At 62.4% G+C, this 23,737-nt stretch carries 19 protein-coding genes and 1 tRNA gene; all 20 read left to right on the forward strand.

Going from position 1 to position 23,737, the window contains the following annotated elements:
- Nucleotides 1-20: 20 nt before the first annotated feature.
- The 20 genes from Q5Z11_RS08630 (at nt 21) to pnp (ending at nt 23,551) form a co-directional block, all read left to right on the forward strand.
- Entirely contained in the window at nt 21-773 is a 753-nt protein-coding gene (locus Q5Z11_RS08630) for an NADH-quinone oxidoreductase subunit C (protein WP_282268403.1), read from the forward strand.
- Nucleotides 774-862: 89 nt separating this feature from the next.
- Nucleotides 863-2,092 carry an NADH-quinone oxidoreductase subunit D gene (locus tag Q5Z11_RS08635; RefSeq protein WP_303750001.1) on the forward strand — a complete coding sequence of 410 codons (1,230 nt, stop codon included), beginning with the start codon at nt 863-865 and terminating at the stop codon, nt 2,090-2,092.
- Between the two features lie 91 nt (nt 2,093-2,183).
- Entirely contained in the window at nt 2,184-2,711 is a 528-nt protein-coding gene (nuoE, locus tag Q5Z11_RS08640; RefSeq protein WP_282268404.1) for an NADH-quinone oxidoreductase subunit NuoE, read from the forward strand.
- A gap of 3 nt (nt 2,712-2,714) precedes the next feature.
- A complete protein-coding gene (nuoF, locus tag Q5Z11_RS08645; protein ID WP_303749620.1) occupies nt 2,715-4,052 on the forward strand; it encodes an NADH-quinone oxidoreductase subunit NuoF in 1,338 nt (445 codons plus the stop codon).
- A complete protein-coding gene (gene nuoG, locus Q5Z11_RS08650) occupies nt 4,049-6,283 on the forward strand; it encodes an NADH-quinone oxidoreductase subunit NuoG (protein WP_303749621.1) in 2,235 nt (744 codons plus the stop codon). Before nuoF ends, nuoG begins: the two co-directional genes overlap by 4 nt.
- The gene (nuoH, locus tag Q5Z11_RS08655; RefSeq protein ID WP_282268407.1) at nt 6,280-7,374 is read left to right on the forward strand and encodes an NADH-quinone oxidoreductase subunit NuoH; all 1,095 of its coding nucleotides are present in this window, start codon (nt 6,280-6,282) and stop codon (nt 7,372-7,374) included. The genes nuoG and nuoH overlap by 4 nt, the downstream gene beginning before the upstream one ends.
- A gap of 3 nt (nt 7,375-7,377) precedes the next feature.
- Nucleotides 7,378-7,866 carry an NADH-quinone oxidoreductase subunit NuoI gene (gene nuoI, locus Q5Z11_RS08660; RefSeq protein WP_282268409.1) on the forward strand — a complete coding sequence of 163 codons (489 nt, stop codon included), beginning with the start codon at nt 7,378-7,380 and terminating at the stop codon, nt 7,864-7,866.
- Between the two features lie 9 nt (nt 7,867-7,875).
- Nucleotides 7,876-8,529: an NADH-quinone oxidoreductase subunit J gene (locus Q5Z11_RS08665; RefSeq protein WP_282268411.1), complete on the forward strand. Its 654-nt coding sequence runs from the start codon at nt 7,876-7,878 to the stop codon at nt 8,527-8,529.
- Complete coding sequence (nuoK, locus tag Q5Z11_RS08670) at nt 8,526-8,831, forward strand: NADH-quinone oxidoreductase subunit NuoK (RefSeq protein ID WP_054656949.1); 306 nt, start codon at nt 8,526-8,528, stop codon at nt 8,829-8,831. Before Q5Z11_RS08665 ends, nuoK begins: the two co-directional genes overlap by 4 nt.
- Before the next feature lie 7 nt (nt 8,832-8,838).
- The gene (gene nuoL, locus Q5Z11_RS08675) at nt 8,839-10,953 is read left to right on the forward strand and encodes an NADH-quinone oxidoreductase subunit L (RefSeq protein ID WP_303749622.1); all 2,115 of its coding nucleotides are present in this window, start codon (nt 8,839-8,841) and stop codon (nt 10,951-10,953) included.
- A 19-nt stretch (nt 10,954-10,972) separates the two neighbouring features.
- On the forward strand, nt 10,973-12,484 hold the full coding sequence (locus Q5Z11_RS08680; RefSeq protein ID WP_303749623.1) for an NADH-quinone oxidoreductase subunit M: 1,512 nt from the start codon (nt 10,973-10,975) through the stop codon (nt 12,482-12,484).
- Between the two features lie 36 nt (nt 12,485-12,520).
- Complete coding sequence (nuoN, locus tag Q5Z11_RS08685; RefSeq protein WP_303749624.1) at nt 12,521-13,978, forward strand: NADH-quinone oxidoreductase subunit NuoN; 1,458 nt, start codon at nt 12,521-12,523, stop codon at nt 13,976-13,978.
- Between the two features lie 202 nt (nt 13,979-14,180).
- Nucleotides 14,181-14,257, forward strand: a tRNA-Met gene (locus Q5Z11_RS08690).
- Nucleotides 14,258-14,454: 197 nt separating this feature from the next.
- A complete protein-coding gene (gene rimP, locus Q5Z11_RS08695; RefSeq protein WP_303749625.1) occupies nt 14,455-15,042 on the forward strand; it encodes a ribosome maturation factor RimP in 588 nt (195 codons plus the stop codon).
- A 4-nt stretch (nt 15,043-15,046) separates the two neighbouring features.
- Entirely contained in the window at nt 15,047-16,558 is a 1,512-nt protein-coding gene (gene nusA, locus Q5Z11_RS08700; protein WP_303749626.1) for a transcription termination factor NusA, read from the forward strand.
- A 95-nt stretch (nt 16,559-16,653) separates the two neighbouring features.
- A complete protein-coding gene (gene infB, locus Q5Z11_RS08705; protein ID WP_303749627.1) occupies nt 16,654-19,275 on the forward strand; it encodes a translation initiation factor IF-2 in 2,622 nt (873 codons plus the stop codon).
- Between the two features lie 163 nt (nt 19,276-19,438).
- Nucleotides 19,439-19,828, forward strand: a complete 390-nt coding sequence (gene rbfA / locus Q5Z11_RS08710) for a 30S ribosome-binding factor RbfA (protein ID WP_303749628.1) — start codon at nt 19,439-19,441, stop codon at nt 19,826-19,828.
- A gap of 113 nt (nt 19,829-19,941) precedes the next feature.
- Nucleotides 19,942-20,853, forward strand: a complete 912-nt coding sequence (gene truB / locus Q5Z11_RS08715; protein WP_303749629.1) for a tRNA pseudouridine(55) synthase TruB — start codon at nt 19,942-19,944, stop codon at nt 20,851-20,853.
- Nucleotides 20,854-21,035: 182 nt separating this feature from the next.
- Nucleotides 21,036-21,296: a 30S ribosomal protein S15 gene (gene rpsO, locus Q5Z11_RS08720; protein ID WP_057626688.1), complete on the forward strand. Its 261-nt coding sequence runs from the start codon at nt 21,036-21,038 to the stop codon at nt 21,294-21,296.
- 146 nt (nt 21,297-21,442) lie between these two features.
- Nucleotides 21,443-23,551: a polyribonucleotide nucleotidyltransferase gene (gene pnp, locus Q5Z11_RS08725; protein ID WP_303749630.1), complete on the forward strand. Its 2,109-nt coding sequence runs from the start codon at nt 21,443-21,445 to the stop codon at nt 23,549-23,551.
- Nucleotides 23,552-23,737 lie beyond the last annotated feature (186 nt).

Raw genomic sequence — 23,737 nt, forward strand, 5'->3', positions numbered from 1 at the left:
TCAAGAGCACGCCAGCCCCCATGGCCCAGCAAGCACCTTCTCTCATCGATAAACTTCGCGCCCGTTTTGCCGGTGCGCAGGTTGTGGTGGTCGAACCGCGCGGCGAAGTAACGCTGGAAGTGGCTGTTGCCGATTGGCACGCAACCGCTCTGGCGCTGCGTGATGAACTCGGCTTCGAGCACGCCACTGATCTGTGCGGCGTCGACTACCTTGGCTACGGCAGCGACGAGTGGGATACCTCGGACGTTTCCTCGCACGGCTTCAGTCGTGGTGTGGAAGGCAGTGGCGCAGGTCGTTTCGCCTGGGGTGAATTCCCCAGCCACGAAACCGCCGAAGGCGCGCAGCCGGACGCACTGCCGAAGCAGCGTTTCGCGGTGGTCTGCCAGTTGCGCTCCTACCAGCACAACCAGCTGCTGCGCATCCGTTGCTACGCACCCAGCGAATCGCTGCCAGTGGTGGCCTCGCTGACCGATATCTATCCGGGCCTGAACTGGTTCGAGCGCGAAGCGTTCGACCTGTATGGCGTGATCTTCGAAGGTCACCCGGACCTGCGTCGCATCCTGACCGACTACGGTTTCGTGGGCCATCCTTTCCGCAAGGATTTCCCGCTGATCGGCAATGTCGAAGTGCGCTACGACGAAGAAAAGAAGCGTGTGGTCTACGAGCCGGTGACTTCGGTCGAACCGCGCGTAGGCGTGCCGCGTGTTATCCGCGACGATGCCCGTTTCCAGACCGCTGAAGGCGAGCGCGCGCAGACGGAGGCAAGCAAGTGAGTGCGGACGTAAAGAAGGAATTCCACCAGGCTTCGCAGGCCTTTGCGAGCAATCCTGCCGAAGCCAAGCAGGAAATCCGCAACTACACCATGAACTTCGGCCCGCAGCATCCGGCCGCGCACGGTGTGCTGCGCCTGATCCTGGAAATGGACGGCGAGACCATCATGCGCGCCGATCCGCATATCGGCCTGCTGCACCGCGCGACCGAGAAGCTGGCCGAGTCCAAGCCGTTCAACCAGTCGATCGGTTACATGGATCGCCTGGATTACTGCTCGATGATGTGCAACGAGCACGCCTATGTCCGTGCCATCGAAACCCTGGTGGGTATCGAAGTGCCGGAGCGTGCGCAGTACATCCGCACCATGTTCGACGAAATCACCCGCATCCTGAACCACTTGATGTGGTTGGGTTCCAATGCGCTCGATCTGGGCGCGATGGCGGTGATGCTGTACGCCTTCCGTGAGCGCGAAGAACTGATGGACTGCTACGAAGCAGTCTCCGGCGCGCGCATGCACGCGGCTTACTACCGTCCGGGTGGCGTGTACCGTGATCTGCCGGACACCATGCCGAAGTACAAGGAATCGCGCTGGCACAAGGGCAACGCGCTGAAGCGTCTGAACGCTTCGCGCGAGGGCTCGCTGCTCGACTTCCTGGAGAACTTCACCAAGGAATTCCCGGGTCGCGTTGACGAATACGAAACCCTGCTGACCGACAACCGCATCTGGAAACAGCGTACCGTCGGCATTGGCGTGATCACCCCGGAACATGCGCTGGCCTGGGGCATGACCGGCGTGATGCTGCGTGGTTCGGGTGTTGCCTGGGATCTGCGCAAGAAGCAGCCGTACGCCAAGTACGACGCGGTCGATTTCGACCTGCCGCTGGGCACCAAGGGTGACTGCTATGACCGTTACCTGGTCCGCGTCGCCGAAATGCGTGAATCCAACCGCATCATCAAGCAGTGCGTGGCTTGGCTGAAGGCCAATCCGGGCCCGGTGATGGTCAAGAACTTCAAGGTCGCCCCGCCGGCTCGCGCCGAGATGAAGGACGACATGGAAGCGCTGATCCATCACTTCAAGCTGTTCAGTGAAGGCTACTGCGTGCCGGCCGGCGAAACCTATGCGGCGGTTGAAGCGCCCAAGGGTGAGTTCGGTTGCTACCTGGTCTCCGACGGTGCCAACAAGCCGTTCCGCGCCCACCTGCGCGCGCCGGGCTTCGCCCACCTGTCCTCGATCGACTCGGTCGTGCGCGGCCACATGCTGGCCGACGTGGTGGCAATGATCGGCACCTACGACCTCGTGTTCGGTGAGGTTGACCGGTAATGCCGGCAGATCAGACATCGTCCGTTGCCTGCGCGGTCCTGCCGCCGCAGGCATCGGTTTTTCAGCTTTTGGTATTCGTTGAGGTCGGCCTATGAAGGCGACGGGTAATTTCGAGGCGGCGCGCAACGTCGACCCGATGGTGGTGTTGAGCGACAAGACGCGCGCTCACATCGATCACTGGCTGTCCAAGTTCCCGCCGGACCGCAAGCGTTCGGCGGTGCTGCAGGGTCTGCATGCCGCCCAGGAGCAGAACCAGGGCTGGCTGAGCGACGAGCTGATCGCCGGCGTGGCCAAGTACCTGGACCTGCCGTTCGTGTGGGCGTACGAAGTTGCAACCTTCTACTCGATGTTCGAGACCGAGAAGGTTGGCCGCAACAATGTCGCCATCTGCACCAACGTCAGCTGCTGGCTCAATGGTGCCGACGACATCGTCCGCCATTGCGAGAAGAAGCTGGGCATCAAGCACGGTGAATCGACCGCCGACGGCCGCGTCTACCTCAAGAAAGAGGAAGAGTGCCTGGCTGGTTGCGCTGGCGCACCGATGATGGTCATCAACGGCCATTACCACGAGCGCCTGACGCTGGACCAGGTCGATGCGCTGCTGGACGGGCTGGAGTAAGGCATGGCACACCACGAATCCAAGGGCCCGGTCGGACCGGCGCCGCTTCCGCACAATGTGGTCTACACCACGCTGCATTACGACACCCCGTGGTCGTACGAAAGCTATCTGAAGACCGGTGGCTACGCCGCGCTGCGCAAGATCCTCGAAGAGAAGATCCCGCCGGCCGACGTCATCGAGATGGTCAAGCAGTCCGGCCTGCGTGGCCGTGGCGGTGCAGGCTTCCCGACCGGCCTGAAGTGGTCCTTCATGCCCAAGGGTGATGTGCAGAAGTACATCCTCTGCAACTCGGATGAATCCGAGCCGGGCACCTGCAAGGACCGCGATATCCTGCGCTACAACCCGCATTCGGTCGTGGAAGGCATGGCGATTGCCTGCTACGCCACAGGCTCGACCGCGGCGTACAACTACCTGCGCGGTGAGTTCCACCACGAGCCGTTCGAGCACTTCGAGCAAGCCCTGGCCGATGCCTACAAGCACGGCTGGCTGGGCAAGAACGTGCTGGGCAGCGGTTGCGACATCGATATTTATGGCGCACTCGGCGCTGGCGCCTACATCTGCGGCGAAGAAACCGCACTGATGGAATCGCTGGAAGGCAAGAAGGGCCAGCCGCGTTACAAGCCGCCGTTCCCGGCCAATTTCGGCTTGTACGGCAAGCCGACCACGATCAACAACACCGAGACCTATGCCTCGGTGCCGGCGATCATCCGCAACGGCGCGGAGTGGTTCAAGAACCTGAGCCTGACCAACAACGGCGGCCCGAAGTGCTTCTCGGTCTCCGGCTGCGTGACCAAGGGCGGTAACTTCGAAGTTCCGCTGGGCACCAGCTTCGACGACTTGCTGGCGATGGCCGGTGGCCTGCGTCCGGGTCGCAAGCTGAAGGGCGCAATCCCGGGCGGCGTGTCGATGCCGGTGCTGACCGCCGAGCAGCTCAACGGGCTGGCGATGGACTACGACACCATCCGTGCGCTGGGCTCGGGCCTGGGTTCGGGTGCCATCGTGGTGCTGGATGACAGCGTCTGCTGCGTCAAGTTCGCTTGCCGCATCAGCCAGTTCTTCCACAAGGAATCCTGTGGCCAGTGCACCCCGTGCCGCGAAGGTACCGGCTGGATGCACCGTGTGCTGGAGCGCATCGTCGCCGGCCAGGCCACGATGGAAGACCTGCACCAGCTGAAGACGGTTGCCGGCCAGATTGAAGGCCACACCATCTGTGCGTTCGGTGAGGCGGCAGCGTGGCCGATTCAAGGCTTCCTGCGCCAGTTCTGGAACGAATTCGAGTACTACATCGTCAACGGTCATTCGATGGTTGACGGCAAGAAGGTGGAGACTGCTGCCGCATGAGCGCGCAACCGGTAAATCCCAATGTACCGCCGGATCACGTGACCATCGATATCGATGGTCAGTCCCTGGTCGTACCCAAGGGTTCGATGATCATCCAGGCCGCCGACAAGGCTGGCATCCCGATTCCGCGCTTCTGCTACCACGAGAAGCTGCCGATCGCCGCAAACTGCCGCATGTGCCTGGTCGACGTTGAAAAGTCGCCCAAGCCGTCGCCGGCCTGCGCGACCCCGGTCATGGATGGCATGAAGATCCAGACCCGCAACGAAAAGGCACTCAAGTACCAGCGTTCGGTGATGGAGTTCCTGCTCATCAACCATCCGCTGGACTGCCCGATCTGCGATCAGGGCGGCGAGTGCGAGCTGCAGGACGTGTCGCTGGGCTATGGCCGTTCGGTCAGCCGCTTCAACGAGCGCAAGCGCGTCGTGGTCGACGAGGACATGGGGCCGCTGGTCGCCACCGAGATGACCCGCTGCATCCAGTGCACCCGTTGCGTGCGCTTCACCGCTGAAGTCGCTGGCACCTACGAGCTGGGTGGCATGTCGCGTGGTGAAAACCTGCAGATCGGCACCTACGACGGCAAGCCGTTGACCACCGAGCTGTCCGGCAACGTCATCGACGTTTGCCCGGTCGGCGCGCTGACCAACAAGGTGTTCCAGTTCAAGGCGCGCCCGTGGGAGCTGACCGCGCGCGAGTCGCTGGGTTACCACGACGCAATGGGCTCGAACCTGTTCCTGCACACCCGTCGCGGCGAAGTGCTGCGCGCGGTGCCGCGTGACAACGAGCTGGTCAACGAGTGCTGGCTGTCCGATCGCGATCGTTATTCGCACCAGGGCCTGTATGCGGCCGACCGCGCGGTCAAGCCGTTGCAGAAGGTCAATGGCGAGTGGAAGGAAGTGAGCTGGGCCGAAGGTCTGGCCGCTGCCCGCGAAATCTTCGAAGCCAACCGTGGCGACGAGCTCGGCGTGCTGGTGCACCCGGCAACCTCGAACGAGGAGGGCGCATTGCTGGCCCGCCTGGCCGCTGGCCTGGGTTCGAACAACATCGATCACCGCATCAACAACCGCGACTTCTCCGACGCGCCGGTTGCCGAAGCGTTCGGCATGTCGCTGGCCGACATCGAACACGCCGATCAGATCGTCGTGCTGGGTAGCAATATCCGCCACGAACTGCCGCTGCTGCATGCCCGCCTGCGCAAGGCGCAGACCGCCAACGGCGCCAAGATCCATTCGATCAACCCGGTCGATTTCGACTTCGCGTTCAAGCTGGCTGGCAAGCACATCGTTGCACCGTCGCGCTTCGTCGAGACGCTGGGCAATGCGGCGCTGGTCGACGCGGTGAAGGGCGGCAACAACACCGTCATCATCGTCGGCGCGATTGCCGAGAATCACCCGCAGGCTGCCAACATCCGCGCTGCTGTCAGCGCGTTTGCCGCAGCCACCGGCGCCAAGCTGTGCCGTATCCCGCAGGGTGCGAATGCCGTGGGCCTAGCCCAGGCTGGCGTGCTGCCGGCCGGCAAGGACGTCAATGCAATGCTGGCGCAGCCGCGCAAGGCCTATGCCCTGTACGGCATCGAGCCGGGCCTGGACTTCGCCGATACCGCCGCTGCCCGCAAGGCGCTGGCCGGTGCCGAGGTCGTGGCCTTCAGCCACTTCGCCTGCGCCTCGACCCGCGATGTGGCCGATGTGATCCTGCCGATCGGCGTGCTGCCGGAAATCGACGCGACGCTGACCAATCTGGACGGCCGCAACCAGGTCGCCCGTGCTGGCGGCAAGCTGCAGGGCGAGGCTCGTGAGGGCTGGCGCGTGCTGCGTGCGCTGGGTGGTGACATGCAGTTGGCCGGTTTCGGTTTCACCGATCTGGCAGGCCTGCGTGCCGGCCTGCAGCCGGTCTCGGTCAAGGTTGCCGCTTCAGCGCAGCCGCAACTGGCAGGCGAGGGCTTTGAGGTGGCTTCGACCCCGGCGATCTACCGCACCGATGCCGTCGTGCGTCGTGCGCAGGCGCTGCAGTCGCATCCGCTCAACAATGATCCGCGCATCGTGCTCAACGCCGATGACGCTGCGCGTCTGCAGCTGAACGAAGGTCAGATGGCCAAGGTCGGTACCGACGCTGGTCGCGCCACACTGTCGGTTGTGGTCGACGCGCGCGTCGCCGCCGGTACGGTGTGGATTGAATCGGGCCACGGCGCAACCGCGCCGCTGGGTGCCGCTCGGGTAACGGTGGTGGCTGCATGAACGAGTTGCTGTTAAACGCGATCGACCCCTTGTTCCAGTGGTTCATGTCGCTGGGTGACATCGGCATCGTGCTGTGGACGGTGATCAAGATCCTCCTGATCGCCATGCCGGTGATCATTTCGGTTGCCTTCTACGTGCTGTGGGAGCGCAAGCTGATCGGCTGGATGCACGTGCGCCACGGGCCGATGTATGTCGGTCTGGGCGGCCTGCTGCAGGCCTTCGCCGACGTCACCAAGCTGCTGTTCAAGGAAATCATCGCCCCGGCCAGCGCACACAAGGCGATGTACATCATCGCGCCGCTGATCGTGCTGGCCCCGTCGTTCGCGGCGTGGGCAGTGGTCCCGTTCGACTACAAGCTGGTGCTGTCCAACGCCAACGTTGGTCTGCTGTACTTGCTGGCGATGACCTCGCTGGGCGTGTACGGCGTGATCCTCGCCGGTTGGGCCTCCAACTCCAAGTACGCCTTCCTCGGTGCGATGCGTTCGGCCGCACAGGTGGTCAGCTACGAAATCGCGATGGGCTTCGCCCTGGTTGGCGTGATGATCGCCGCCGGCAGCTTGAACCTGACCGACATCGTGCTGGCGCAGAAGGGTAATTCGGGTCTGTTCGACTGGTTCCTCCTGCCGCTGTTCCCGCTGTTCGTCGTGTACTGGGTGTCCGGCGTTGCCGAAACCAACCGCGCGCCGTTCGACGTGGTGGAAGGTGAATCGGAAATCGTTGCCGGCCACATGGTTGAGTACTCCGGCGGTGCGTTCGCACTGTTCTTCCTGGCCGAGTACGCCAACATGATCCTGGTCAGCTTCCTGATCTCGATCTTCTTCCTCGGTGGCTGGCTGAGCCCGCTCCAGGGTTGGATCACGGCCGACATCTCGCCGTGGATCAACTGGATCTGGACCGGCGGTTGGCCGTGGTTGCTGCTCAAGGTGCTGTTCTTCGCCAGTGCGTACATCTGGTTCCGTGCCAGCTTCCCGCGCTTCCGTTATGACCAGATCATGCGTCTGGGCTGGAAGGTGTTCATCCCGCTGACCATTTTCTGGATCGCGGTGACGGCACTGATGGTGTTCTACGGCGTGATCCAGAAGGGCGTTTGATTCATGAATAAGATCACCCACTATTTCAAAAGCCTGCTGCTCCTGGAGTTGCTCGGCGGTTTGTGGCTGACGTTGAAATACACGTTCAAGCCCAAGTACACCGTGATGTACCCGATGGAGAAGTTCCCGCAGTCGCCGCGTTTCCGTGGCCTGCACGCCCTGCGCCGTTACCCCAACGGTGAAGAGCGCTGCATCGCCTGCAAACTCTGCGAAGCGGTGTGCCCGGCACTGGCGATCACCATCGACTCGGCCAAGCGCGAAGACGGCACCCGCCGTACCACGCGCTACGAAATCGATCTGTTCAAGTGCATCTTCTGCGGCTTCTGCGAAGAAAGCTGCCCGGTGGACTCGATCGTCGAGACCCACATTCTCGAGTACCACTTCGAGAAGCGTGGCGAGAACGTCATCACCAAGCCGCAGCTGCTGGCAATTGGCGACCGGCTTGAAGCCGAAATCGCCGAGCGCCGTGCCGCCGACGCCGCCTTCCGCTGAGGTCTTGAGATGGATTGGGTAAATATTTGTTTCTGGTTCTTCTCCATCATTGCCGGCATTTCCGCGGCAGCGGTGATCAGTGTGCGCAACCCGGTGTACGCCGTGCTGTGCTTGATCCTGACCTTCTTCTCCATTGCCTGTGTCTGGTTGCTGGTGGGGGCGGAGTTCCTCGGCGTCACCCTGGTGCTGGTCTACGTCGGCGCGGTGATGGTGTTGTTCCTGTTCGTGGTGATGATGCTGGACATCGATACCACCAACCTGCGTGAAGGCTGGGTGCGTTACCTGCCGGTCGGCCTGGTGGTCGCGGTGGTGATGCTGGTGCAGATGCTGACCCTGATCGGCGTCAAGGCACGTACTGCGCCGTTCCCGGTGGACAACGCTGCTGCGGTGGCTGCCGACACGTCCAACATCACTTGGCTGGCACGCAGCCTGTTCACTGAGTACCTGCTGCCGTTCGAGTTCGCGGCCGTGATCCTGACCGTCGCCGTGGTGGCAGCCGTGATGCTGACCCTGCGCCGTCGCGAAGGCCTGAAGACGCAGAACCCGACCGAGCAGACCATGACCAAGGCAAAAGACCGCCTGCGCATGGTCAAGATGGCCGCCGAAAAGCCGGTGGTGCAGGTCGATACGCAACATGACGGTGGCGAGGAGGCCAAGCCATGATTTCCCTGGGCCATATGCTCGCGCTGGGCGCGGTGATGTTCTGCATCAGCGTCGCCGGCATCTTCCTCAACCGCAAGAACATCATCGTGCTGTTGATGTCCATCGAACTGATGCTGCTGTCGGTGAACATCAACTTCATCGCCTTCTCGCGTGAGCTGGGCGACACCGCCGGTCAGCTGTTCGTGTTCTTCATCCTGACCGTGGCCGCAGCCGAAGCTGCAATCGGCCTCGCGATCCTGGTGACCTTGTTCCGTACTCGCCACACCATCAACGTGGGCGAAGTCGATTCGCTGAAGGGCTGATCCGAAGATGGAAATCACTCTCTCCAAGAGTCTGTTGATTGCAGTGGTGCTTGCACCGCTGTTCGGCAGCATCATCGCCGGCCTGTTCGGTCGTCAGGTGGGGCGCAAGGGCGCCCAGTACATCACCATCCTGGGCGTGGCCATCAGCTTCGGGCTGTCGGCCTACATCTTCTCCCAGCTGTTGTGGGGTGGGGCGCAGCCTTACAACCAGAACGTCTACACCTTCTTTGAAGTCGGCCAGTACGCGGCCCACGTCGGTTTCATGATCGACCGTTTGACCGCGATGATGATGGTGGTGGTGACCTTCGTGTCGCTGCTGGTCCACATCTACTCGATCGGCTACATGTCCGAAGACGACGGCTACCAGCGTTTCTTCAGCTACATCTCGCTGTTCACCTTCTCGATGCTCACCCTGGTGATGAGCAACAACTTCCTGCAGCTGTTCTTCGGCTGGGAAGCGGTGGGCCTGGTGTCGTACCTGCTGATCGGCTTCTACTTCAAGAAGCCCACGGCCATCTTCGCCAACATGAAGGCCTTCCTGGTCAATCGCGTTGGTGACTTCGGCTTCCTGCTCGGCATCGCCGGCATCCTGTGGGCCTTCGGCTCGCTGGATTACGCCACCGTGTTCGCCAACGCCAGCACCGTGCTGGGCACCGAGCTGACTGGTCACGCGATGGTGCAGCTGATCGGCGACAACCAGTGGAGCGTGGCGACCATCATCTGCATCTGCCTGTTCATCGGTGCGATGGGCAAGTCGGCGCAGGTTCCGCTGCACGTGTGGCTGCCGGACTCGATGGAAGGCCCGACCCCGATCTCGGCACTGATCCACGCCGCGACCATGGTCACCGCGGGCATCTTCATGGTGACCCGCATGTCGCCGCTGTTCGAGCTGTCGCAGACCGCGCTGGACTTCATCCTGTTCATCGGTGCCACCACCGCGTTCTTCACCGGCCTGATCGGCATCGTGCAGACCGACATCAAGCGCGTGGTTGCCTACTCAACCCTGTCGCAGCTGGGCTACATGACGGTTGCACTGGGCGTGTCGGCATACTCGGGCGCCGTGTTCCACCTGATGACCCACGCCTTCTTCAAGGCGCTGCTGTTCCTCGGTGCCGGTTCGGTGATCATGGGCATGCACCATGAGCAGAACATGATGAAGATGGGCGGCCTGCGCAAATACATGCCGACCACTCACATCACGATGTGGATCGGTACGCTGGCCCTGGTCGGTACGCCGTTCTTCTCGGGTTTCTACTCGAAGGACACCATCATCGAAGCTGCGGCCATGCACGCGCATGCTGCCGATGCCGGTTGGGTTGCGTTGTACGGTTACTGGGCGGTGCTGGGCGGCGTGATCGTCACCAGCTTCTACAGCTTCCGCCTGCTGTTCCTGACCTTCTTCGGCAAGGAACGTTTCCGCGATGCGCATGACGATCACCACGGTGATCACGGCCATGGCCACGATGACCACCACGGTCATGGTGCCCACGAGCCGCACGAATCGCCGCTGGTGGTGACGGTTCCGCTGGTCCTGCTGGCAATCCCGTCCATCCTGATTGGTTTCTTCACCATCGGTCCGATGCTGTTCGGTACCGGCTGGGACGGCCACGCCGCCGCCGCTGGCGTTCCGGGCCAGGCCATGTCGTTCTTCACCGGCATCGTCGATTTCTATGACCCGGCACGCGATACGATTGCCGAGGTTGGCAAGGAGTTCTGGCACGGTTCGGTGGCCTATGCAGTACACGGCATGCAGATGCCGGCGTTCTGGCTGACGGTTGCAGGTTTCGCGCTGGCCTGGGTGTTCTACATCTGGAAGCCGGAACTGGCAGGACAGGCTCGCAAGACCCTGGCACCGGTGGTTTCGGTGCTGGAAAACAAGTACGGCTTCGACAAGCTCTGGATCGACGGCTTTGCCGGCGGTGGTGTGCAGCTCGGCAAGGCCGCCCGTGCCGTTGATAGCACGGTCGTTGATGGGGTGATGGTCAATGGTTCGGCGCGTCTGGTCGACCTGGCTGCCAACCTGTTGCGCCGCACCCAATCCGGTTTCCTCTACCACTACGCGTTCGCGATGATCATCGGTTTGATTGCCCTGTTGGGCGTGCTGATGCATTTCTGGCGTTGACCTGTACGGAATAGAAGACGTGTCGAACTGGCCTCTACTTAGTATTCTCATCTGGCTGCCGATCTTCGGCGGTGCGTTGATCCTCGCTCTGCGTAACGCCCAGGCTGCCCGTTGGGCATCGCTGGCGGTGGCATTGCTTACCTTCCTGCTCAGCCTCGGCTTGCTCAGCGGCTACGACCGCGGCGCTGCCGATGTGATGCAGTTCGTCGAACAGCATCCGTGGATCCCGGCGTTCGACATCGGTTACAACCTGGCCGTCGACGGCATCGCCATTGCCCTGATCCTGCTGACCACGCTGATCGGCGTGCTGGCCTTGATCGGCGCCTGGGGCGTGGTCGACAAGCGCGTCAACCAGTACGTGGCTGCCTTCCTGATCCTGGAAGGCGTGACGGTCGGCATCTTTGCCGCCACCGACGCGATGCTGTTCTACGTGTTCTTCGAGGCCATGCTGATCCCGATGTTCCTGATCATCGGCGTCTGGGGCGGTCCGCGTCGTATCTACGCGGCGATGAAGTTCTTCCTGTACACCTTCCTCGGCTCGGTGCTGATGCTGGTGGCACTGATCTACCTGTACATGAAGGGCGGCAGCTTCCAGTTGGTCGACCTGTATCAGCTGCAGCTGTCGGGCAAAGAGCAGACCTGGATATTCTTCGCGTTCCTGATCGCCTTCGCGGTCAAGGTGCCGATGTTCCCGGTGCACACCTGGCTGCCGGACGCGCACGTTGAAGCACCGACCGCCGGTTCGGTGATCCTGGCCGCCATCGCACTGAAGATTGGTGGTTACGGCTTCCTGCGCTTCAACCTGCCGATCGTTCCCGATGCCAGCCACGAGTGGGCATGGCTGGTGATCGCGTTGTCGCTGGTGGCGGTGATCTACGTCGGCCTGGTGGCGATGGTGCAGGACGACATGAAGAAGCTGATTGCTTATTCGTCGGTCGCGCACATGGGTTTTGTGACCCTGGGTACCTTCATCGCGCTGTGGCTGGTACGTGATGCCGGCAACGCCGATGCAGCCCGTCTGGGCCTGCAGGGCGCCATGGTGCAGATGGTCTCGCACGGTTTCGTTTCCGGTGCGATGTTCTCCTGCGTTGGCGTTCTGTACGACCGCATGCATAGTCGCCGCATCGCCGATTACGGCGGCGTCGTGAACGTGATGCCGTGGTTTGCCGCCTTTGCATTGTTGTTCTTCATGGCCAACTCCGGCCTGCCGGGCACCAGCGGTTTCGTTGGTGAGTTCATGATCGTGCTGTCTGCGTTCCAGTGGAATCCGCTGGTTGCGCTGGGTGCAGCGACCACGCTGATCATCAGTGCTGCTTATTCGCTGTGGCTGTACAAGCGCGTGTTCTTCGGTGAAGTGGGTAATGCCCACGTCGCCGAGCTGAAGGACATGAACGGCCGTGAGTGGCTGGTAATGACTGTGTTTGCCGTCGGTACGCTGGTGCTGGGCTTCTATCCCAAGCCGCTGACCGACCTGATGGAGCCGTCCATCGCCCATCTGGCGATGCAGATCGCTTCGAGCAAGCTGCTGTAAGCGGCCCGTCGAGAGTATTGATTCCAGGATTTGATGATGACCACGCCGACGCCTCTGCCGTTGACCACGACCGACCTGCTGCCATTGCTGCCCGAACTGGTAGTGATTGGTGGTGCCTTTGCCCTGCTGATCCTTGATCTGTTCATCAGCAACCGCCACAAGGTCTGGACCCACTTCATCTCGGTGGCCATCCTCGCCGTCGCCTTCATCATGCTGTTGAACGGCGTGGGCGGGCAGGGGGATGTGTTCCACGGGATGTTCATCCGTGACAACGCCGCTGATGTGATGAAGACGGTGGTGGTGCTGGTCAGCGGCCTTAGCCTGGTCTATGGCTGGAGCTACCTGCGCGAGCGCAACCTGTACCAGGGCGAGATCCCGGTGCTGATCCTGTTTGCCACCGCCGGCATGATGATCCTGGTCTCGGCCGGCAGCCTGCTGATGGTTTACCTGGGCCTGGAGCTGCTGGCGCTTTGCTCCTACGCACTGGTCGCCAGCAATCGTGAGAACAAGCTCGCTGCCGAAGCCGGCATGAAGTACATCGTGCTTGGTTCGCTGGCCTCGGGCCTGCTGCTGTACGGCATGTCGCTGGTCTACGGCGCCACCGGCTCGCTGCATCTGGACGTGATCCATGCATCCATTGCCCAGTCCGATGAACGCCTGCTGCTGTTGACCGGCGCGGTGTTCATGGTTGCCGGCGTTGCCTTCAAGCTGGGCGCTGCCCCGTTCCACATGTGGCTGCCCGACGTTTACCAGGGTGCCCCGGCGCCGATCGCGCTGTTCATCAGCTCGGCACCGAAGCTGGCCGCGTTCGGCATGGCTTACCGCCTGCTGGAAATGGGCGTTGGCCCGCTGTCGACCGAGCTGCAGTACGTGCTGGCTGGCCTGGCCGCGCTGTCGCTGGTCATCGGCAACCTGATGGCCATCGCCCAGACCAACCTGAAGCGCATGCTGGCTTACTCGACCGTGTCGCACATCGGCTTCCTGCTGATGGGCATCGCCGGTGGTGGCGAGGCGGGCTATTCGGCCGCGCTGTTCTACGCCATCGCCTACGCCATCATGTCGACCGCTGCATTCGGCGCGATCATCGTGCTGTCGCGTGCTGGCTTCGAGGCCGAGAACATCGAGGACTTCAAGGGCCTGAACGCACGCAGCCCGTGGATGGCTGGTCTGGTCCTGTGCATCATGGCGTCGCTGGCAGGCATTCCGCCGTTCCTCGGCTTCTGGACCAAGTTGTCGGTGCTGAGTGCGGCCGTCAACGGTGGTCTGTTGTGGCTGGCGCTGGTCGGTGTGCTGTGTGCGGTGGTTGGTTGCTTCTACTACCTGCGCGTCATCAAGGTCATGTACTTCGATGAGCCGGTGGGCGAGCCGCTGCCGCGTAACAACGACCGGATCCTGGGTATCGTATTGGGTGTGAATTCCATCCTGTTGCTGTTCCTGCCGCTGGGCCTGGGCCCGGTGATGGAATGGATGCGCAATTCTTTTGCACATTTGTAATAAAAAACGTTACAAAACTGCGCGAAGTGTGTATTATTCACCTCCTGAGTTGACGGCCTCGCTGCCCAGCGGCAAGGCCGGAATCACTTGATAAGTGATTCAACCGGAAGGGTTTTTCCGGGTTTCTCCAGTGTCTTGTGAGAAACGCGAAGTAAATAAGTCTTGCATTATCGACTTGGTTACTTCATAATTCCGCTTCTGATGCGGGGTGGAGCAGTCTGGCAGCTCGTCGGGCTCATAACCCGAAGGTCGCAGGTTCAAATCCTGCCCCCGCTACCAGCTTCGGTCTTTGCAACACGATGTGTTGATGAGGCAAAAGTTGGGCTCGCAAGGACGGCTGCTTCCGTTCTTGCAACCGGGATCCGGTCATCGGATCCAAACGGACAAAGGGCCCATGTGGGCCCTTTGCTGTTTCTGGAAATCAGAAACCCCGGTTGGGTAACAACCGTCCTCTTACTTACGAATCAAGGCTGGCTGTGAGCGACAAGGCTACTGAAATCGCGAATCTGCTGGGCCCCACCGTGCAGGCGTTGGGGCTCGAGTTGCTTGGCGCCGAGTATCTGCCGGCCCCGGGCGGCGCAACGTTGCGCCTGTATATCGACGTGCCGCTGGCTGAGCAGCCTGAGCGCATGGTCAATGTTGAAGACTGCGAGCGGGTCAGCCGCGAAGTGTCGGCCCAGCTTGACGTCGAAGACCCCATCAGCGGCAATTACACGCTGGAAGTGTCTTCGCCTGGCGTGGACCGTCCGCTGTTCTCGCTGGAGCAGTTCGAGCGCGCCATTGGTGAATCCGCCAAGGTCGGCCTGAAGCTGCCGCAGGAAAACCGCCGTCGCCTGCAGGGCGAAATCGTTGCGGTCGACCTGCAGCAGGGCACGGTGACGTTTGTCGTCGACAACAAGCCGTTCGAGGCTTCGTTCGACAACATCGACAAGGCACGCATCATTCCGGACTGGGCCGCTTTGGGCCTTGCTCCGACCAAGCCGACGGGTCCTGCTCCCAAGCAGGGCAAGTCCAAGAATAATTCCAATAACGAAACGGCGGCCAAAAAGCCGCGCGCGGAGTGAGCCGATGAGCAAGGAACTTTTGCTGGTAGTTGACGCAGTCGCCAACGAGAAGGGCGTGCCGCGCGAAGTTATTTTTGATGCGATCGAGGCTGCATTGGCCTCGGCGGCGAAGAAGCGCTACCCCGACCAGGAAGTCCTGGCGCGCGTTTCGATCAACCACAAGGACGGTACCTACGAGACCTTCCGTCGCTGGGAAGTGGTTGCCGATGATGTCGTGATGGAGTCGCCGGACCGCCAGATCCGCATGATGGACGCGGTGGATGAGGCCGATGGCGTTGAAATCGGCGATTTCATCGAAGAGCAGATCGAGAACCCGGATTTCGGCCGTATCGCGGCGCAGGCTGCCAAGCAGGTGATCGTGCAGCGTGTGCGTGAAGCCGAGCGCCAGCAGGTGGTCGATGCATGGAAAGACCGCGTTGGCGAACTGGTCACCGGTGTGGTCAAGCGCGCCGAGCGCGGCAACATCTATGTTGATCTGGGCGGCAATGCCGAAGCCTTCATCCCGAAGGACAAGGGCATTCCGCGTGACGTGCTGCGTGCCGGCGACCGCGTGCGCGGTTACCTGGCTGAAGTGCGTTCGGAGCCGCGTGGCCCGCAGCTGTTCATCAGCCGCGCTGCCCCGGAATTCATGATCGAGCTGTTCAAGCTGGAAGTGCCGGAAGTCGGCCAGGGCCTGGTCGAGATCAAGGCCTGTGCACGTGACCCGGGCGACCGCGCCAAGATCGCCGTGCTGGCCCATGACAGCCGCACCGATCCAATCGGCGCCTGCATCGGCATGCGCGGTTCGCGCGTGCAGGCGGTGTCCAACGAGCTCAATGGCGAGCGCGTGGATATCGTGTTGTGGAACGACAACCCGGCCAACTTCGTCATCAATGCGATGGCCCCGGCTGAAGTCCAGTCGATCATCGTCGACGAAGAAAAGCACTCGATGGACCTGGCCGTGGCGGAAGACCGCCTGGCCCAGGCAATCGGCAAGGGCGGCCAGAACGTGCGCCTGGCCAGCCGCCTGACCGGTTGGCAGCTGAATGTGATGACCCAGGACCAGGTGACCGCCAAGTCGGAAGCCGAGCAGGGTGTCGCCCGCCAGCTGTTCATGGACAAGCTGGAAGTGGACGAGGAAATCGCAGGTATCCTGGTTTCCGAGGGCTTCGGTACGGTGGAAGAAATTGCCTACGTGCCGGTTGGTGAGTTGCTGGCAGTGGAAGGCTTCGACGAAGATATCGTCGAAGAGCTCCGCGCCCGCGCCCGTGACGCGCTGCTCAATGAGGCGCTGGCGGTGGAAGAGGGTGCTGACGGCGGTGTGCCGGCAGCAGATCTGCTGGCGCTGAAGGGCATGGATGAGGCTACGGCGTACGCGCTGGCTGGCCACGGCGTGCGCACAAGTGAGGATCTGTCGGACCTGGCTGCCGACGAGGTTCTGGAGTTCGGCATCGAGGGCATGGATCTGGAGCGCGCCGCGGCGCTGGTCCTGGCAGCCCGCGCCGAGGAGATCGCCCGCCTGGAGCGCGGCGAATGAGCCAGCGATGAACAGTGCCCTGAGCCGCTCAGGGCGTAGACTCCGCGCTGCCTTCGTTCGTGACGAGGGGGCGCAAACAAGATCATAGGATCCGAATGTCGCAGCAAACCACCATCCGCAAGCTCGCCGAACTGGTCAATACGCCGGTCGAGAAACTGCTTGAACAGCTGTCCCAGGCCGGGATGAAGTTCAGCGGTCCCGACCAGGTCGTCACCAGTACCGAGAAAGTGAAGCTGCTCGGCTTCCTTCGTCGTTCGCACGGCAAGGAAGAGCAGCCGGTCGAAGACGCTGAAGCAGCAGCAAAGAAGATCACCCTGAACCGCCGCAAGCATCAGGAAGTGACCGTCAGTGCTGGCCGTAGCAAGACCACCGTCAATGTCGAGGTGCGCCAGAAGCGTACCTACGTCAAGCCGGAAGGTGGCAAGCCTGCGATGACGCCGGACGAAGAGCGTGCCGATATCCTGCGCAAGCTGGAAGAGTCGCGTCAGCGCAATCTCGAGGAACAGCGCATGCTGGCCGAGAAGGATCGCGCCCGCGACGAAGGCATCGCTGCCAAGAAGGCCGCCGAGGAAGCCGAGGCTGCACGGATCGAAGCCGAGAAGGCCGCTGCCGAAGCGGCTGCCAAGGCCGCTGCCGCAAAGCCGGCACCGGAAGTGGAGGCGCCGGCACCGCGTGCCGCGCGTCAGGCGCCTGCAGCTGCTGCACCGTCCCGCGCACCGTCGCGTGACGAGCGTGGCGGCAATGCCAAGCCGGGCAAGCGCAACGAAGGTGGTGGCGATGGCAACCGGTTTGGTGGCCAGCTGCACCTGTCGGCGTCTGACCGCGCTCGCCGCGGCAACAGCAACAACAGCAATTCCCGTGGCCGTCCGGGTGCTCGTGCGCCGCAGGGGCGTCGCGGTGCCGACGCATCGCGTAGCGGGACCGGCAGCCATGCCTTCGAGCGCCCGACCGCACCGGTGGTGCGCGAAGTCGCCGTTGGCGACACCATCACCGTGGCCGATCTGGCGCAGAAGCTTGCGTTGAAGGGCGGCGAGGTGGTGAAGGCGCTGTTCAAGATGGGTGTGATGGCAACCATCACCCAGACCATCGACCATGACACCGCAGCACTGGTGGTCGAGGAGCTTGGCCATAACGTGGTGCGCGCAAACGCCAATGACGCCGAAGACGCGTTGCTGGCAATCACCGGCGCCGACGAGCGCGTGGCTGTGCCGCGTGCACCGGTGGTGACCATCATGGGCCACGTTGACCACGGCAAGACCTCGCTGCTGGATTACATGCGCCGCACCAAGGTTGCCAACGGCGAGGCCGGTGGCATCACCCAGCACATCGGTGCCTACCATGTGACCACGCCGAAGGGCGTGATCAGCTTCCTCGATACCCCGGGCCACGCCGCGTTCACTTCGATGCGTGCCCGTGGTGCGCAGCTGACCGATATCGTGGTGGTGGTTGTCGCCGCTGACGATGGCGTGATGCCGCAGACCAAGGAAGCCATCCAGCACGCTCGCGCCGCCAACGCGCCGATCGTGGTGGCGATCAACAAGATCGACAAGTCTTCCGCTGACCCGATGCGCGTCAAGAACGAGCTGCTCGCCGAGCAGGTCGTTGCCGAAGACTTCGGTGGTGACGTGCAGATGGTGGAGATCTCGGCCAAGACCGGCCAAGGCATCGACGACCTGCTGGACGCGATTTCGCTGCAGGCCGAGGTGCTGGAACTGAAGGCGGTCGCCGAAGGCCGCGCCAGCGGTGTGGTCATCGAATCCTCGCTGGACAAGGGCCGTGGCCCGGTTGCGACGGTGCTGGTGCAGCAGGGTCAGCTGAAGAAGGGCGACTACCTGGTGTGCGGCATCCAGTACGGCCGCGTGCGTGCGCTGTTCGACGAAACCGGCAGCCAGGTTGGCGAAGCTGGTCCGTCGATCCCGGTGCAGGTGCTGGGTCTGTCGGGCGTGCCGGAAGCCGGTGACGACTTCGTCGTGGTTGAAGACGAACGTCTGGCCAAGGACGTTGCACAGACCCGTGAAACCAAGCGCCGCGAGTCGCGCCTGGTCGCCACTGCCGGCAGCCGCATGGAAGACATCATGTCGCAGCTGGGCAAGGGCGACGGCCAGCAGGTGCTGAACCTGTTGATCAAGGCCGACGTGCAGGGTTCGGTGCAGGCACTGAGCCAGGCCTTGGTTGGCCTGTCCAACGACGACATCCGCATCAACGTGATCCACTCCGGCGTGGGCGGCATCACCGAGTCCGACGCCAATTCGGCCGTGGCTTCCAAGGCCACCGTCATCGGCTTCAACGTTCGTGCGGATGCTTCGGCCCGTCGCATCATTGAATCCAACGGCGTTGACCTGCGTTACTTCTCGATCATCTATGACGTGATCGACCAGGTGAAGCAGGTGGCATCCGGTCTGCTCGGCGTGGAAATCCGCGAAGAGATCATCGGTATCGCGCAGGTCCGCGACGTGTTCCGCAGCTCCAAGTTCGGCGCGGTTGCAGGCTGCATGATCATCGAAGGCGTGGTGAAGCGGAACAAGCCGATCCGCGTGCTGCGCGACAGCGTGGTGGTGTTCGAGGGCGAGCTGGAATCGCTGCGTCGCTTCAAGGAAAACGTCGAGGAAGTTCGCAACGGTACCGAGTGCGGTATTGGCGTGAAGGCTTACAACGACGTCAAGCCGGGTGACCAGATCGAGTGCTTCGAGCGTATCGAAGTGCCGCGCACGCTCTAAGTGCCGGGATCGGGAAGTTGCTGGTCGGAATTCGTTGAGGCGAATTCCCGGCCACCAACCAGTCCCTTCGTGGTATGGATGTACGGTCCGGGAATCGCTTGCGGTTCCCGGGTCGGTTGTACGGTTTCATCGAAATTCACTCTTTATTGTTGATACTTGCCTGATGCCTAAGACTTTCCATCGTACCGACCGTGTTTCCGCACAGATCCGCCGCGATCTGGGCACCTTGGTGCATGCCGCCGTGCGCGAATTCGGCCTGCCTTCGGTCAGCGTGTCGGACGTGGAAGTTACCCGCGACATGGCCCATGCCAAGATCTTCGTGACCGCGCTGATGCCGGAGCGTTCGGCCGAGGCGATGAAGGGCTTGCGTGAATTGTCGGTCGAGCTGCGCATGTCGCTGGCCAAGGCGATGAAGCTGCGGCACGTGCCGGAACTGCATTTCCACTACGACGACTCAGTCGACCGTGGTGAGCGCATCGACAACCTGCTGCGCGACCTGGCGCCGCCGCCGGAGCCTGAGTCCGACGCCGACAAGGATCCCGATAAAGCGTAATCGCAGCAGCCCGAAAGGGCTGTTGTCATGTCTGGCCTGTGCACGATGGTGCAGGCGGCTTTCCGTTCTCCGCCAGCTGCGCCCCCGGCGCATTGGCTTGCCCATGGTGTTGCATGCGTCCCCGAATCCAATTTCGCCGCCTCGATGGCATCGTTCTGCTCGACAAGCCGGCTGGCATGAGCTCCAACACGGCGCTGCAGGTTGCGCGCCGCCTGTTCCGTGCCGAGAAGGGCGGCCATACCGGCAGCCTCGACCCGCTGGCCACCGGCCTGCTGCCGCTGTGCTTCGGTGAGGCGACCAAGATTGCCGGTCTGTTGCTGGGTTCGGCCAAGGCCTATGACGCCGAAATCCGGCTGGGCAGCACTACCGATACCGACGATGCCGACGGCACGGTGCTGCGCGAGCGGCCGGTGCCTGAATTCAACGATGCGCAGTTGCAATCGGCCTTGGCCAGCCTGACTGGCACGATCCTGCAGCGTGCGCCGATCTACTCGGCGCTGAAGCAGGGCGGGGAGCCGCTGTATGCCAAGGCCCGTCGCGGTGAGGCCATCGAGGCACCCGAACGTGAGGTGCATGTCCAGTCCATCGAGGTGCTGGCGCGTGAAGGTGAGCGCCTGTCGCTGCGCGTGACCTGCGGCTCGGGCACCTATATCCGCAGCATCGCCCGCGATCTGGGTGAGCTGCTTGGCTGTGGCGCGCATGTCACCGCGCTGCGCCGGCTGTGGGTGGAGCCGTTCATGGCACCGAAGATGATCGGCCTGGATGCGCTGCGCGCGGTGGCTGAATCCGGTGACGAAACGGCGCTGCTGGACTGGTTGTTGCCGATCGAACAGGGCCTGAGCCAGTTTCCACGGGTCGAGCTGGATGCCGGCCAGGCAGCCCGATTCTGTCTCGGACAGCGTCTGCGCAATCCGGTCTGGCCGGTGGGGCTGGTGGTGGTTTATGGCGAAAGCGGGCAGCCGCTCGGCCTGGGCCAGGTGGAAGAAGGTGGACGACTGGGCCCGCAGCGCCGCTTCAATCTCTGAACGGGCAGGGGCGGGTACTACCTTTCAAGTCACTTCTGCCTTGTCCCGGATGGTTGTGACCGTTACAATTTTGCGGCCCCAGAACGGGCAACTGCCCACCCCGGTGGGCAGCCTATTAATCGGCGAGCTGCGCGGTGCGTCTTGAGACGTTTCTGCTGGCCCCGCATCTGAAGAGAAAAATCATGTCGATCGACACCCAGAAAGTCATTGAAGAAAACAAGCGCGGCGCTGCTGATACCGGTTCCCCGGAAGTCCAGGTCGCCCTGCTGACCGCTCGCATTGAACTGCTGACCGGCCACTTCAAGGAACACAAGAAGGATCACCACAGCCGCCGTGGCCTGCTGCAGATGGTCAATCGCCGCCGTAGCCTGCTCGACTACCTGAAGAACAAGGATGTCGCACGCTATAAAGCATTGATCGAAAAGCTCGGCCTGCGCCGCTAATCGATATCCGCCGCGGCGCAGCGATGCGCCGCGGCTTTGTTTTAAGAGCTTCAAAATCGTAGTAGACCGGCCGGAACCGCCCGGCCAGCCGTTGCCGGCATGGGTTGGCATCGGACCAATCTAAGAAAGCATTTCAAGGATCCCCCGTGGCAAAAATCACCAAAACCTTCCAGTACGGCAAACACACCGTCACGCTTGAGACCGGCGAAATCGCCCGTCAGGCTGGCGGCGCAGTCATCGTCAAGATGGACGACACCGTGTTGCTGGTCACTGCCGTCGCCGCCAAGAGCGCGCGCGAAGGCCAGGACTTCTTCCCGCTGACCGTTGATTACCAGGAGAAGTTCTACGCCGGTGGCCGTATCCCGGGTGGCTTCTTCAAGCGTGAAGGCCGTGCGACCGAGAAGGAGACGCTGATCTCGCGTCTGATCGATCGCCCGATCCGTCCGCTGTTCCCGGAAGACTACAAGAACGAAGTGCAGATCATCGCCACGGTGATGTCGCTGAACCCGGAAGTGGACGGCGACATCGCTGCCCTGATCGGTGCCTCGGCTGCACTGTCGCTGGCCGGCACCCCGTTCAAGGGCCCGATCGGCGCCGCCAAGGTTGGTTACAAGGACGGCCAGTACATCCTCAATCCGACCGTGTCGGAGCTGAAGGAATCGCAGCTGGAGCTGGTGGTCGCTGGTACCGCCAATGCCGTGCTGATGGTGGAATCCGAAGCCGCACTGCTGTCCGAAGACGTGATGCTGGGCGCCGTGACCTTCGGTCACCGCGAAATGCAGAAGGTCATCAACGCGATCAACGAACTGACCGTTGAAGCCGGCACCAAGCCGAGCGACTGGGTTGCCCCGGCCAAGAACACCGCGCTGATCAGCGCCCTGCAGGAAGCCGTCGGCGGCAAGCTCGGCGAAGCCTTCCAGGTGCGCGACAAGCTGCAGCGCCGTGACGCCATCTCGGCGATCAAGAAGGACGTGGTCGAGACCCTGGCTGGCCGCGTTGCCGCTGAAGGTTGGAACCCGGCCGAGCTGTCGAAGGAATTCGGCGAGCTGGAATACAGCACCATGCGTAACTCGGTGCTGGACACCAAGGTCCGCATCGACGGCCGTGCGCTGGACACCGTCCGTCCGATCGCCGTGAAGACCGGCGTGCTGCCGCGTACCCACGGTTCCTCGCTGTTCACCCGCGGTGAAACGCAGGCCATCGTGACCATCACCCTGGGCACCGCCCGTGATGGCCAGGTGATCGACGCCGTTGCCGGTGAGTACAAGGAAAACTTCCTGTTCCATTACAACTTCCCGCCCTACTCGGTCGGTGAGTGCGGTCGTTTCGGTGCGCCGAAGCGTCGTGAAATCGGCCACGGCCGTCTGGCCAAGCGCGGTGTGCTGGCTGTGATGCCGTCGCTGGAAGCCTTCCCGTACACCATTCGCGTGGTGTCGGAAATCACCGAATCCAACGGCTCCTCGTCGATGGCTTCGGTCTGCGGTTCCTCGCTGGCCCTGATGGACGCCGGTGTGCCGGTCAAGTCGCCGGTTGCTGGTATCGCCATGGGCCTGGTCAAGGAAGGCGAGCGTTTCGTCGTCCTGTCCGACATCCTGGGTGACGAAGATCACCTGGGCGACATGGATTTCAAGGTCGCTGGTACCGCCGAGGGCATCTCCGCCCTGCAGATGGATATCAAGATCGAAGGCATCACCGAAGAGATCATGAAGCAGGCACTGCAGCAGGCCAAGGCTGGCCGTCTGCACATCCTGGGTGAAATGGCCCACGGCCTGACCGCCCCGCGTGCCGAGCTGTCGGACTACGCGCCGCGTCTGCTGACCATCAAGATCCACCCGGACAAGATCCGCGAAGTGATCGGCAAGGGTGGTTCCACCATCCAGGCCATCACCAAGGAAACCGGCACCCAGATCGACATCCAGGACGATGGCACCATCACCATCGCTTCGGTGAACAACGCCGCTGCCCAGGCCGCCAAGGCCCGCATCGAGCAGATCACCTCGGACGTCGAGCCGGGCCGCATCTACGAAGGCAAGGTCGCCAAGATCATGGACTTCGGTGCGTTCGTCACCATCCTGCCGGGCAAGGACGGTCTGGTCCACGTGTCGCAGATCTCCAGCGACCGCGTCGAGAAGGTTGGCGACGTGCTGAAGGAAGGCGACGTGGTCAAGGTCAAGGTGCTGGAAGTCGACAAGCAGGGCCGTATCCGCCTGTCGATGAAGGCCGTTGAAGAAGGCGAGGGCACCCCGGCCGAATAAGGCTGCGGTGTTGTATCGCTGAGAAGAAAAGCGGGCCCAGTGCCCGCTTTTCTTTTGCCTGAAAAAGCGCACATGTAGTGCCGAGCCATGCTCGGCAGGGGGCTTTCCCAGCAACGCACCTGTAGTGCCGAGCCATGCTCGGCAGAGGCTTTCCCAGCAACGCACATGTAGTGCCGAGCCAAGCTC

The sequence above is a fragment of the Stenotrophomonas sp. 610A2 genome, assembly GCF_030549615.1.
In the GTDB taxonomy this organism is placed as follows: domain Bacteria; phylum Pseudomonadota; class Gammaproteobacteria; order Xanthomonadales; family Xanthomonadaceae; genus Stenotrophomonas; species Stenotrophomonas pigmentata.

Coding starts and splice junctions, on each gene's coding strand:
- infB (WP_303749627.1), top strand. CDS start 16,654: ATGTCGCAGCAAACCACCATCCGCAAGCTCGCCGAACTGGTCAATACG.
- Q5Z11_RS08635 (WP_303750001.1), top strand. CDS start 863: ATGAACTTCGGCCCGCAGCATCCGGCCGCGCACGGTGTGCTGCGCCTG.
- rpsO (WP_057626688.1), top strand. CDS start 21,036: ATGTCGATCGACACCCAGAAAGTCATTGAAGAAAACAAGCGCGGCGCT.
- Q5Z11_RS08630 (WP_282268403.1), top strand. CDS start 21: ATGGCCCAGCAAGCACCTTCTCTCATCGATAAACTTCGCGCCCGTTTT.
- nusA (WP_303749626.1), top strand. CDS start 15,047: ATGAGCAAGGAACTTTTGCTGGTAGTTGACGCAGTCGCCAACGAGAAG.
- nuoN (WP_303749624.1), top strand. CDS start 12,521: ATGACCACGCCGACGCCTCTGCCGTTGACCACGACCGACCTGCTGCCA.
- Q5Z11_RS08665 (WP_282268411.1), top strand. CDS start 7,876: ATGGATTGGGTAAATATTTGTTTCTGGTTCTTCTCCATCATTGCCGGC.
- rbfA (WP_303749628.1), top strand. CDS start 19,439: ATGCCTAAGACTTTCCATCGTACCGACCGTGTTTCCGCACAGATCCGC.
- nuoI (WP_282268409.1), top strand. CDS start 7,378: ATGAATAAGATCACCCACTATTTCAAAAGCCTGCTGCTCCTGGAGTTG.
- truB (WP_303749629.1), top strand. CDS start 19,942: ATGCGTCCCCGAATCCAATTTCGCCGCCTCGATGGCATCGTTCTGCTC.
- nuoF (WP_303749620.1), top strand. CDS start 2,715: ATGGCACACCACGAATCCAAGGGCCCGGTCGGACCGGCGCCGCTTCCG.
- nuoK (WP_054656949.1), top strand. CDS start 8,526: ATGATTTCCCTGGGCCATATGCTCGCGCTGGGCGCGGTGATGTTCTGC.
- nuoG (WP_303749621.1), top strand. CDS start 4,049: ATGAGCGCGCAACCGGTAAATCCCAATGTACCGCCGGATCACGTGACC.
- nuoH (WP_282268407.1), top strand. CDS start 6,280: ATGAACGAGTTGCTGTTAAACGCGATCGACCCCTTGTTCCAGTGGTTC.
- nuoE (WP_282268404.1), top strand. CDS start 2,184: ATGAAGGCGACGGGTAATTTCGAGGCGGCGCGCAACGTCGACCCGATG.
- nuoL (WP_303749622.1), top strand. CDS start 8,839: ATGGAAATCACTCTCTCCAAGAGTCTGTTGATTGCAGTGGTGCTTGCA.